This window comes from Candidatus Methylomirabilis sp. (genome assembly GCF_028716865.1).
In the GTDB taxonomy this organism is placed as follows: domain Bacteria; phylum Methylomirabilota; class Methylomirabilia; order Methylomirabilales; family Methylomirabilaceae; genus Methylomirabilis.
The window spans coordinates 1-10,877 of the sequence record NZ_JAQUOY010000045.1 but is presented as its reverse complement, the minus strand read 5'-3'; the positions used below and the strand labels follow the sequence as shown (position 1 = coordinate 10,877).

General features: G+C 57.2%; 8 protein-coding genes and 1 pseudogene. 3 read left to right on the top strand and 6 right to left on the bottom strand.

Annotated features, from left to right (window positions below):
• The 5 genes and pseudogenes from PHV01_RS12480 to PHV01_RS12460 form a co-directional block, all read right to left on the bottom strand.
• Positions 1 to 703: pseudogene (locus tag PHV01_RS12480) on the bottom strand (1-deoxy-D-xylulose-5-phosphate reductoisomerase); the annotation flags it as partial.
• Positions 704 to 1,169: 466 nt separating this feature from the next.
• Positions 1,170 to 1,298, bottom strand: a complete 129-nt coding sequence (locus PHV01_RS12475; protein WP_337291485.1) for a hypothetical protein — start codon at positions 1,296 to 1,298, stop codon at positions 1,170 to 1,172.
• A gap of 259 nt (positions 1,299 to 1,557) precedes the next feature.
• Positions 1,558 to 1,923 carry a septum formation initiator family protein gene (locus PHV01_RS12470; protein ID WP_337291484.1) on the bottom strand — a complete coding sequence of 122 codons (366 nt, stop codon included), beginning with the start codon at positions 1,921 to 1,923 and terminating at the stop codon, positions 1,558 to 1,560.
• Between the two features lie 20 nt (positions 1,924 to 1,943).
• Entirely contained in the window at positions 1,944 to 3,368 is a 1,425-nt protein-coding gene (locus PHV01_RS12465; protein WP_337291483.1) for a phosphoglucomutase/phosphomannomutase family protein, read from the bottom strand.
• Positions 3,365 to 5,887 (bottom strand): mannose-1-phosphate guanyltransferase, encoded by a 2,523-nt coding sequence (locus tag PHV01_RS12460; RefSeq protein ID WP_337291482.1) that lies wholly within the window; start codon positions 5,885 to 5,887, stop codon positions 3,365 to 3,367. The genes PHV01_RS12465 and PHV01_RS12460 overlap by 4 nt, the downstream gene beginning before the upstream one ends.
• A gap of 608 nt (positions 5,888 to 6,495) precedes the next feature.
• On the opposite strand from PHV01_RS12460, the gene groES reads away from it, so the two are divergent.
• Together groES and groL are read left to right on the top strand one after the other, a co-directional pair.
• A complete protein-coding gene (groES, locus tag PHV01_RS12455; RefSeq protein WP_337291481.1) occupies positions 6,496 to 6,783 on the top strand; it encodes a co-chaperone GroES in 288 nt (95 codons plus the stop codon).
• Between the two features lie 100 nt (positions 6,784 to 6,883).
• Entirely contained in the window at positions 6,884 to 8,518 is a 1,635-nt protein-coding gene (groL, locus tag PHV01_RS12450) for a chaperonin GroEL (RefSeq protein ID WP_337291480.1), read from the top strand.
• Positions 8,519 to 8,708: 190 nt separating this feature from the next.
• On the opposite strand, the gene PHV01_RS12445 is transcribed toward groL, so the two are convergent.
• Entirely contained in the window at positions 8,709 to 9,149 is a 441-nt protein-coding gene (locus tag PHV01_RS12445) for a hypothetical protein (RefSeq protein WP_337291479.1), read from the bottom strand.
• A 375-nt stretch (positions 9,150 to 9,524) separates the two neighbouring features.
• Here PHV01_RS12445 and PHV01_RS12440 point away from each other — a divergent pair, with 375 nt between their 5' ends.
• Entirely contained in the window at positions 9,525 to 10,745 is a 1,221-nt protein-coding gene (locus PHV01_RS12440; RefSeq protein WP_337291478.1) for a DEAD/DEAH box helicase, read from the top strand.
• Positions 10,746 to 10,877: the final 132 nt, after the last annotated feature.

Sequence of the window (10,877 nt, the reverse complement as noted above, 5' to 3'; positions counted from 1 at the left end):
TCTGTTGCGGCGTGAGAGAAAAGAACCAACTGGCCTCGATGACTTCCAGCCCCTTATTCATGAGGGTAGCCGAATCGATGGTAATCTTCTTCCCCATGATCCATGTCGGGTGCTGCAGCGCCTCTTTTGCAGTGATATTTGCAAAGCTCTCTTTAGGCCGCTGCCGGAATGGACCTCCCGAGGAGGTCAAGAGTACCCGCTTCAAGTACGCACTGTTTTGCTGTCCATCCAGGCACTGGAAGATGGCCGAATGTTCACTATCGACGGGAAGAAGTCGAATGCCACGCGCCCTGGCCTCGGCGATCACCAACTCCCCGGCCATGACCATGACCTCCTTCGTGGAGAGGGCGATGTCCTTTCCTGCCTTGATGGCGGCGAGGCTCGGAAGCAGGCCTGCCGCACCCACTATTGCGACGAGGACGATGTCGGCCTCCGGCGCCGTGGCAGCATCTAACATTCCCTCGTCCCCCCACCCGATCTCTACGGACACATCTTTGACTCGTTCCTTCAGGGTTGCTGCGGCCTTGGCAGTTCCGACAGCGACAACACGGGGGGAGAACCGCCTGATCTGCTGCTCCAGAAGATCGATGTTATCCCTGGCCGAGAGGGCTACCACCTCAAAGGAGTCACGGTGCATATCGATCATCGCCAGGGCCTTGACCCCGATAGTCCCTGTTGAGCCAAGAATACTTACGCGCTTCACGATTGCTTCTTCCCTCGGTACCACATAACACGATGTATCAACGTTATGCCCACTGTCCGCTTGAGTATGAGGTTTTAGTATAATCCGATCGAGAGTCTTTGGCAAGAGCTTTTGGCTCACCGAAAGGCCGGTTCTCACACATAGGTGACGCTCTCTCCTGGTATAGAAGAGTGGTCACAACTACCCTCTCACAGATGCCAATGCATACAAGCAGAGGAAAGCGGGGCAGCGGCATGAGGGGCAGCACATCGCGCGTCTGGTAGAGACTGGTATCGCACCAACGTGAGGCGATGAATGTGAGCGGAGCCCCTTATGGCGATCGTCGTGAACACGGGTAGCGTCGACGTTGCCACAACAAATGCCGCGGGGCATAACGACTGGATAGGAAAAATCAAAGGCCCACCCTTGTAGGCCTTCGATCCTCTCGTACGTACGGGACGTCGTGGAAGATTTGTGTGCGGCGCCGTTATTTCTGTGGTTGATCGCTAAAGACCCACCGAGCGAAAAGACCAAGCACAACAAGTCCGATAAGCGCACCGATAGCCCCCACCGGTGTCATAAGGATATCGAGGACAACCTGAGACATTCCTGCCATCTGTCAGCATCTCCTATTTACTGCAACTGTTGACTGGCCTCTCTGGTGAGCATACACCTTCGTAGCCGAGAGGATCGCTACTGAGGTAAAAGATCTCTGAAGCCTCCTAACCTGTACTCTAACTCCAGGCACACATTGACAATAAAGATTGACAAAAAAGCCGTGCATTGTCAAGCGCAAAAGTTTGGCTCGAACACAAGGGGGGCCGTCGTAATCTTAAAGGGACGCGGAGAGGTCAGACGAAGGATGGCGCGGCATTTTAACGTGGGGAGACGGGAGGAGCGGTGGTTGGTCTCGGCGGACCGAACTGGTAAACGATCTCGCCCGGTTTCACCAGTCCGAGATCCTCGCGAGCAATCGCCTCGACCTGGCTCGGATTATGGGTGAAGGCCTGAAGCTCGCGAGCGAGATCTTCATTGATCTGCCTGAGCCGTGCGATCTCCCGCTGAAGCTCGTTCGTGGTCTTGTTCATCTGAAAGACCTTGACGAGGCTCTTCTTCCCGACCACAGAGGAAGCTGCGATCAGAATCGCTAGAGCGACGACGAAAACGAACCGCCGCTTGCGGGCGCTCCTCGCCGCCGCGATTTCCTCCTGTGCGCTGGCGATAACCTGTCCCGTTCGCATCCTCACCTCATTTGCGACTATCAGGCATTAAGGAACGCCCGTGCTGCTGCCGTCAACTCTTCGATCTGGGCCTCGGAATGCGCGTCCAGGTATAGACGTACCACCGGCTCCGTTCCTGAGGATCGCACGAGGAACCAACTGCCGTCCTCAAGCAACAACTTCGTGCCGTCCAGTCTGTTCACCTCTACTACAGCAAGTCCTGCTACCCGCGTTGGTAAGTCTTTCAGGCGATCGGCCAGGCGTACTTGCTGCTCTCGCGTCAGATGGAGGTTCAGGCGGCTGGCGTAAATCGTGCTCCCCACCTCGGCATAAAGCGCATCGAGAAGGCGCTGGATACTGTGACCCCCGGCCATGGCCACCATTTCCGTCACTAGGAGGGCGGCGAGAATTCCGTCCTTTTCGGGCACGTGCCCCCGAATCGTCAGACCGGCGCTTTCCTCACCGCAGAGCGCAACCTTTTCCTGAGTGATAAGTTCACCAAGGTATTTGAAGCCGACCTTGGTTTCATACACCGGGACCGCCTGCGGCCGGGCTACCGCATCGACAAGATGGCTGGTGGCTACCGATCGAGCGACCCCCATGCGCCACCCGCGAGTGTTGATCAGGTGTCTCAGGAGGAGGGCCAGGATATAGTTTGGCTCGATGAAGCGGCCGTCCCGATCAATGATCCCATATCGATCGGCATCGCCATCGGTGGCCAACCCAAGATGACATCCGCTGGACCTCACAACCGCCGTAAGCTCTCGGAGATTTACCTCAGAGGGGTCCGGCGTCAGACCACCGAAAGCAGGGTTTCTAGATTCGTGCAGGGTCTGCACGTCACACCCGGCCTCGAGCAGGATCTCATCCAAGTAGCCCTTGGCGGTCCCATAGAGCAGGTCGACCGCCACCTTTAGATGCGCTGCGGCGATCGCCTTAAAATCTACCAACTCGCGCAGTCGATTGAGATATGCCGGTCGCGGATCGATCCGCACCACGAGGCCCTTGGCCTCCAGCTCTGCGAGAGGAGGGTACGGGGTCTCAGGTTGCACTCGTAGCTCCTGGACTCTCTTCTCAATTCGGTCGGTGACCGTGGGAAGGACCGGGCCGCCGGTGGGGCCGGAAAACTTGAGTCCGTTATATTCGGGAGGGTTGTGGCTGGCGGTAATGTTCAGGCCGCCTGCTGCGCCCAGACGGGTCACTTCGTACGCGATAACGGGCGTTGGTGCATCCCGATCAGTAAGCCAGACCCGAATACCGTGAGCCGCCAAGACCGCCGCCGCTTCAGCCGCGAAGGCTTCCGAGAGAAAACGGGTGTCGTATCCTACGACGACCTGCGGTTGATGGGTGGCCTCATCGAGCAGGTATTCTGCGATAGCACGCGTCACAAGTCGGACATTGGTAAAGGTGAAGGTGTCAGCGATGATATCGCGCCAGCCGGAGGTACCGAATCGGATTGGCATCATGAGGTAGCCTCCGGCAGGCTACTCTTTATGCAGTCCGTAAGGACGCCCCGATACCTAGCCAAATGGGCCTCTGCGCGTGCGAGTGTATTGGCCTCGGCGATGATATGGAAATACGGCCGATCCTGGTCTGGATAGAGGATCACCCAGTCACGGCCCATATGGACCTTTACCCCATCCACCAGTTCGACCTGCTCATCTGCGGTGGCCGCGATGAGCGCGCGCATCGCCCCGCCCTTTCGCTCCCAGGGGCATGAGATCTGCTCGTGGCATCTGAAGCGCTGAGGAATGGCTCGGAGCAGCTGATGCAGCCGGAGATCTTGGGCGGCTAACATCTCCAGAAGTTTGAGGGTCGCCAGCATCCCGTCAAAGGCCGGTTGGAACCGGGAGAAGATGAAACCGCCGAGGCCGTCGCCCACGAAGATGACGCCATCCTGGGTGGCCGCTTCGGTTGATGCGCGTGCGGCGATTTTTGTCCTGAGAACGGTAAAACCGAGATCGCGGGCCAGCTCCTCGATCGCGGAGCTGGCGGTGATCGGAACGCCGATCACGGCAGGAGGATGCGTTCGCATGACCAGCAGGGCCATGAGGGCCATGGCCAGATCATCGCTTAATAGCTCTCCCGTCTCATCTACAACGAAGATCTTTTCTGCCCCGGCGTCGAGCATGATTCCCAAGTCAGCTCCCAGGCTTCTGACGATATCCGAGAGTTGCTGCAACGAGCGGTGGAATCCCTCCGCGCTTTTGGTGATTCGACTCTCATCCAGGTACGCGTTCAGGGCGATCACCTCACATCCCAACTTCCCGAGGATCTGAGGAAAGATGACGGAGGAGGAACCATAGGCATAGTCGATAACGATCCGGAAGCCGCGACGGCGCAACGCGTCCCGATCGACAAAGCTCAGTATTCCCTCCTGGTAATACTCGACGTCGTACACGGGGAGGGAGAGGCGGCCGATCTCATCGACCTTGGCGCGCCGGAAGTCTTCACGAAAGAAGGATCGTTCGATGCTCTGTTCTCGACTAGTTGCGATGTCCATCCCGCGCTCATCAAAGAATTTGATATCGATCAGTTCAGGATCGAAGGGCGACTTTCGGACATGTACGCCGCTCACCGCACCGTGAGCGCCCATTTGGTATCGGACCACCGGGATGGGTGTCACACGGAAATCGTGGACATCAACACCGGCGGAGAGGAGGCCACAGATGATCGCGCGTTTGATCATATGAGACGTCTGGTGACTGTCGCGACTGGTCCGGACGATTGCACCCATTCGAAGGGTCGCCCCAAAGCAGGCCCCGAGTTTGGCCGCGAACTCCGGCGAGATCTCAAGATTCGCCAACCCGGTCACTCCATAGGCCCCGAACAGAGATCGCGACCACTTCTGTCCCCAGACCAGGCTGGTGGCCAGAATAGCCCCGTCCTCTACCACCTTCTGAGGCCAGACCTTTACGTCGGCCTTCACCACTGATCCTTCGCCGACCTTACACTGATCGCTGATCAACGCGCCCTCGAAGAGGCGTGCATTTGCCTTGATCTCGCTTCCCCGGCCGACAATGTTTTCCTTCAGGATGGCGCGGGAGCCGATAAAGACATTGTTCCAGAGCACCGATCCGACGATGACGGCTCCCTCCTCGATGACGCAGTTGTCGCCGATGACGCTGCGGGTGATGTGGACGTTCGACCCGATCTGCGTGTGTCTACCGATCAGAACGCCGCCTTGTAATGATGCGGTGAAATCGACGCGACTCCCCTCTCCCAGCCAGATCGGCTTGTCAAGCCCCTCCACCAGATTTCCGGGCAGCGTCGCCTTCACCAGGCCGGCCAGAATGTCTCGATGCGCAAGGCGGTATTCGATCAGATCACCCACGTCCTTCCAGTACCCGGTCGCCACATACCCGTACAGTGGGCGGCCCTCCTCCATCAGCCTCGGGAACAGATCGCGGCTGAAGTCAAAACTCTTCTCGGAGGGGATGAGGGTCAGCACTTCGGGCTCAAGGATATAGATACCGGTGTTGACGGTGTCGCTGAAGACCTCGCTCCAACTCGGCTTTTCCAGGAAGTGCGTGATGCGGCCGTCGGGAGCGGTGATCACCACGCCGTACTGGAGCGGGTTCTCGACTCTGGTGAGGACGATCGTGGCCAAGGCGCCGCGATCCTTGTGAAACTTGACCGCCTTCGTTAGATCGAAATCGGTGAGGACATCACCGCTGATGACTAGGAAGGTATCGTTGAGAAAGGCCTCCGCGTTCTTGACTGCTCCCGCTGTACCATAGTCTTCCGTAGCCGCGGCGTACACCATCTTGACGCCGAATTCGTGACCGTCTCCGAAGTAACGCTCGATAACCTCGGGCTGGAAGTAGAGGAGGGTGATAAGATCGTCAAAGCCGTGATCCTTGAGCAGCGTGACAATGTGCTCCATCATTGGTTTGGTAGCCATTGGGATCATCGGCTTCGGGATACTGGTCGTCAGCGGACGTAACCGAGTCCCGAATCCGCCGGCCATGATGACGGCTTTCATATACCTTCCTTGGAAAATAGCGTTCAGCGGTCAGCGCTCAGCTACAGCAGAGGGGCGTATCGGTGAAGAGCTATGCCTACCAGGCTGAGATCGAGTTAGTTGCTCGCCGCGAACTTGCAATCTCATATCGCAGGAGTATAGATTCCAGCGCAGAATACTGTCAAGACCATTATCAGCCGAAGGGAGGTATGAGACGCGTGTGGGTGGATTAACCAATAGGTCTCTGCGGAAGTGGATTGAAGAATGGAGGGAACCGCTTTAACATATTGAATGCGAGTGAGGACTTTGTGCGCGGGTTCCGTCGTGAAACTACGTTGGAGCGGCGCATGTGGGCGACTCTTTCGAGTCCTTGGTCGAACCTAAAAGACAGATCACTGCAAAGAGCCTATGCGTATTTCAGCGATAAACAGCCTAATAATCAGTTAATCACTTATAATATGGATTATTATCAACTATCACCAAAAATAGCCGAATTATTGTCCTTGCGAATAAGGGCCCTGACGCCTATAGTGTTTTAGCACTCTCATGGTGAGAGTGCTAACAGAATCGTTGCAGGAGATCGGAGTCGCTGGAGCATATCTGCTCAGCGAAGAAAGGAGTAAGCGATCGTGAAGGTGAAGCCACTGCACGACCGAATCCTGGTGAAGCGCCTGGAAGAGAAAGAAATCAAGAAGGGCGGGATCATTATTCCCGATACTGCGAAGGAGAAGCCCCAAGAAGGTGAAGTCATTGCCGTCGGGCCGGGTAAAGTCGGTGATGATGGAAAGCGACAGCCGATGGATGTGAAGGCCGGCGACAAGATCCTCTTTGGTAAGTACTCCGGCTCGGAGGTAAAGCTCGACAATGAGGAATTCCTGATCATGCGGGAGGAAGACGTTCTATGCATCCTGCAATAGCAGGTCTGTAGGGCATCGACGAAGAGATCGCTATTTTGTGGTCAAACCTTGTCCCCGACTCCGATCGGGGAACTGATGCAGGTTAAGGAGGAAAGCTGATATGCCAGCGAAGCAACTACTGTTTGATGAGGAGGCAAGGCGAAAGATTCAAAAGGGTGTTGACCTCCTTGCCGCCGCCGTGAAGGTAACCTTGGGCCCTAAGGGGCGCAATGTGGTGATCGACAAGAAGTTCGGCGCCCCGAATATCACGAAGGACGGGGTCACGGTGGCCAAGGAGATTGAGCTGGAAGATAGCTTTGAAAATATGGGCGCCCAGATGGTGAAGGAGGTGGCGAGCAAGACCTCCGATGTAGCCGGAGACGGTACCACCACCGCTACCGTGTTGGCCCAGTCGATCTTTCGTGAGGGAATCAGGAACGTAACGGCCGGCGCGAACCCGATGGCGCTGAAGCGGGGAATCGAGAAGGCCGTTGAGGGTATCGTGGACGAACTCAAGAAAATCTCCAAGCCGACCAAAGGGAAGAAGGAGATTTCCCAGGTTGCCACCATCTCGGCCAACAACGACAAGGCAATCGGCGACCTCATTGCCGATGCCATGGAGAAGGTCGGCAAGGATGGGGTCATCACCGTCGAGGAAGCCAAGAGCATGGAGACGACCCTCGAGGTGGTTGAGGGGATGCAGTTTGACCGAGGCTACACGTCGCCCTACTTCGTGACCGATCCTGAGCGGATGGAGGTAGTCCTGGAAAACCCTCTGATCCTGATCCACGAAAAGAAGATCAGCAATCTCAAGGATCTCCTGCCGATTCTGGAGCAGATCGCCAAGATGGGCAAGCCGCTGATGGTGATCGCTGAAGAGGTCGAGGGCGAGGCGCTGGCCACCTTGGTGGTCAACAAGCTACGCGGGACCCTGAACTGTGCGGCGGTCAAGGCTCCTGGCTTTGGCGACCGGCGCAAGGAGATGCTGAAGGACGTCGCGGTGCTCACCGGCGGTGAGGTGATCTCCGAGGAGCTGGGGATCAAGCTGGAGAACATCCGGCTGGACGACCTGGGCAAGGCAAAGAAGGTGGTGATCGACAAAGAGAACACCACCATCATCGAAGGGGCCGGCGCTCAGAAGGAGATCGAGGGCCGCATCAAGCAGATCCGGACCCAGGTCGAGGAGTCGACCTCGGACTACGACAGGGAGAAGCTGCAGGAGCGGCTGGCCAAGCTCGCCGGCGGGGTGGCGGTCGTCAAGGTTGGGGCAGCCACCGAGATTGCCATGAAGGAGAAAAAGGCCCGCGTTGAGGATGCGCTGAACGCGACTCGCGCGGCCGTTGAAGAGGGAATCATTCCGGGCGGCGGCGTAGCCCTCCTTCGGGCGTCGAGGGTGATCGAAAAGCTGAAGCTTGAAGGCGACGAAAAGGTCGGCGGCGACATCGTTCGGCGAGCATTGGAGGAGCCGATCCGTCAGATCGCCGAGAATGCAGGTATCGAAGGCTCGATTGTCGTTCAGAAGGTCAGAGAAAACAACGGTTCGTACGGCTTTAACGCCGAGACGGAAACGTACGAAGATTTGATGACGGCCGGGATCATCGATCCAACCAAGGTGGCTCGAATTGCGCTGCAGAATGCGTCGAGCATCGCATCGCTGATGATTACCACCGAGGCGCTGGTGACCGAGATTCCGGAAAAGGAAAAGACGCCGCCGATGCCGCCTGGAGGTGGTCACGGGATGGGTGACATGTACTAAGGAGAAGCGATCAGCTTTTCAGCGATCAAGCGCGCTAGAGCTGAAGACTGAAGGGTGAGAGAACTGAAAAGTGAAAGCCCCCAGGGGGATTCCCCCCTGGGGGCTTTTTATTTCCTAGCAAGGCAGGTTAATAGGCTGAAGACGGAAGGGAGGAGGGCTATACCTAACAGCCTTCAGTCTAAAGTCCCACCTAACCCTTCGTCGTTTCCTGATGTGGTCCGGGCATGGTTTTCTCATCAAACAGGGTAATCTTCCAGGCTCCTTCGACCAGATCTATGAACAGGGAGGTCGTCTTGTAAACAGGCTCGCCCTCTTTCTTCTTCACAGTGATCTGGTACAGGGCGTACGAATGCTTTCCCTCTCGGCTCTGCTCCTTGAGGATGTATGAGATCTCATCCCCTGCCGTTCCTGCGCCGACAGATGCAAGCGTTGTCTGGATCTTTTCGGCCATCTCAGGGGTCGCCAACGCCTTCGCCTCCTGAGCGTTGCCTTTCTTATAGTAGAGATCCATGAACTGCTCTGCTACGCCAATGGGATTCCCTTTTCCTTCTCCTCCCCCTCCCCCTCCGCAGCCTGCAAGGAGAACTAAGGTTAAAACCAACATTCCCGGCACAACATTTCTCAGCTTCACTGTTACCTCCGTAGAAAGTTAAAAGGTTAGGGCGAACTTCTGTTCCACGTAACGCTTCCCGGATGTCTGGCCATCGAGGGGGGATCAACGGGCAGGCTTGCAACTACCCTTCGGCAAGATCTTCCAGACTACCAGATGACGTTGCCATTGGGCAACCGAATCGCTTCGGCCATAGTCCAATCCGTTGCTGTCACACGCGCATCCGACCACTCCAGGAAAAATCAAATCTTTTTATCACAACGGATTTACCTTGTCAATCCCCATAATGAGAGGCATAATAACCCCGAGAATGTATACACCTGCAAGACACAATTGGCTGACCATCGCGCACCCCGCGGGACATCCTCCCTGGACTGTCTGGTATGGGAGTGGCGTATGACCTTTGACGACTTATCGCTGCCTGGGCCGATCCGCAAGGGAATAGAGACGGCCGGCTTTACTCAATGCACACCTATCCAGGCGGAGGCGCTCCCGCTCGCCCTGGCTGGGAAGGATGTTGCCGGCCAAGCCCAAACCGGCAGCGGCAAGACGGCTGCCTTCCTGATCCCCCTCTTCGTCAGACTACTCAATTCAAGGCGTCCCACTCTCCCTGGCGCTCCCCGTGCCCTGATCCTGGCCCCCACACGTGAGCTTGCCGTACAGATCCTGTGGGATGCGGAGCTGCTGGGTGGGTTCACTGATCTGACTCGGCACGCCGTCTATGGAGGAGTGGACTACCAGAAGCAGCGGGATGCGCTCCAGCAAAACGTGGACATACTTATCGGGACACCTGGGCGGCTCATTGACTACTTCAAACAGGGGGTCTACGAACTCTCTCAAGTCGAGGTCCTGATTGTGGACGAGGCCGACCGGATGTTCGATATGGGATTCATCAAGGATCTTCGTTTCCTGCTGAGGCGGCTTCCCCCCTACCACAAGCGGCAGTCGTTCCTTTTCTCGGCGACGCTCTCATTTCGAGAGATGGAGCTCTCGTATGAGTTTATGAATAACCCGATCAAGGTCGCCATTTCCCCCGAGCAAGTCACGGTGGACAAGGTTGAACACCTGCTTTTTCACGTTGAGAAGCAGGAGAAATTCCGGCTGCTGCGCTGGCTGCTCCAGCGCGAGGCATGGCAACGGATCCTCATCTTCTCGAATACCAGACAGGGCGCCGAGCGGCTCACTGAAAAGCTGGTCCGGTGCGGCTTTCGAGCCGATCTGATCAGCGGAAGTATTGATCAGCGTAAACGCCTTCGCATCATAGCCAAGTTCAAAGACGGAACGCTGCCGATCCTGGTGGCGACCGATGTCGCCTCCCGCGGGCTGCATGTCGAGGCGGTTAGCCACGTGATCAACTATGATCTGCCACAGGATCCGGAAGATTACGTCCACCGGATTGGGCGAACGGCGCGGGCAGGGGCGGCCGGCAAGGCGATTAGCCTTGCTGATGAGGAGTACGTCCTGTCGCTTGATGCGATCGAGCAATACATCGGGTTTAAAATCCCCGTGCAGTGGCCGGACGAAGCAGTGTTCGCCCCAGGGGTGGCTGCCAGTGCGCCGACCGCCCGCCAGCGCGCCCAGCGGGGCAGACAAGCGACGTCGACTGAGGACTTGTGAGCACACCCCCCGAAGTGGCACACGCGTTGCTAGGTTGCACAGGGACCCGGCGAGGGAGACCGGGACCCGGGACCGCGCAGAGGGGAGCATGCGACGCACACTGAAGCGCAAGGTCAGGTTTGAACCGCTGGG

Excerpts from the sequence above, each read along its gene's own strand:
- PHV01_RS12475 (WP_337291485.1), bottom strand. The coding sequence starts at position 1,298 with ATGGCAGGAATGTCTCAGGTTGTCCTCGATATCCTTATGACACCGGTG.
- groL (WP_337291480.1), top strand. The coding sequence starts at position 6,884 with ATGCCAGCGAAGCAACTACTGTTTGATGAGGAGGCAAGGCGAAAGATT.
- PHV01_RS12465 (WP_337291483.1), bottom strand. The coding sequence starts at position 3,368 with ATGATGCCAATCCGATTCGGTACCTCCGGCTGGCGCGATATCATCGCT.
- PHV01_RS12440 (WP_337291478.1), top strand. The coding sequence starts at position 9,525 with ATGACCTTTGACGACTTATCGCTGCCTGGGCCGATCCGCAAGGGAATA.
- PHV01_RS12460 (WP_337291482.1), bottom strand. The coding sequence starts at position 5,887 with ATGAAAGCCGTCATCATGGCCGGCGGATTCGGGACTCGGTTACGTCCG.
- PHV01_RS12470 (WP_337291484.1), bottom strand. The coding sequence starts at position 1,923 with ATGCGAACGGGACAGGTTATCGCCAGCGCACAGGAGGAAATCGCGGCG.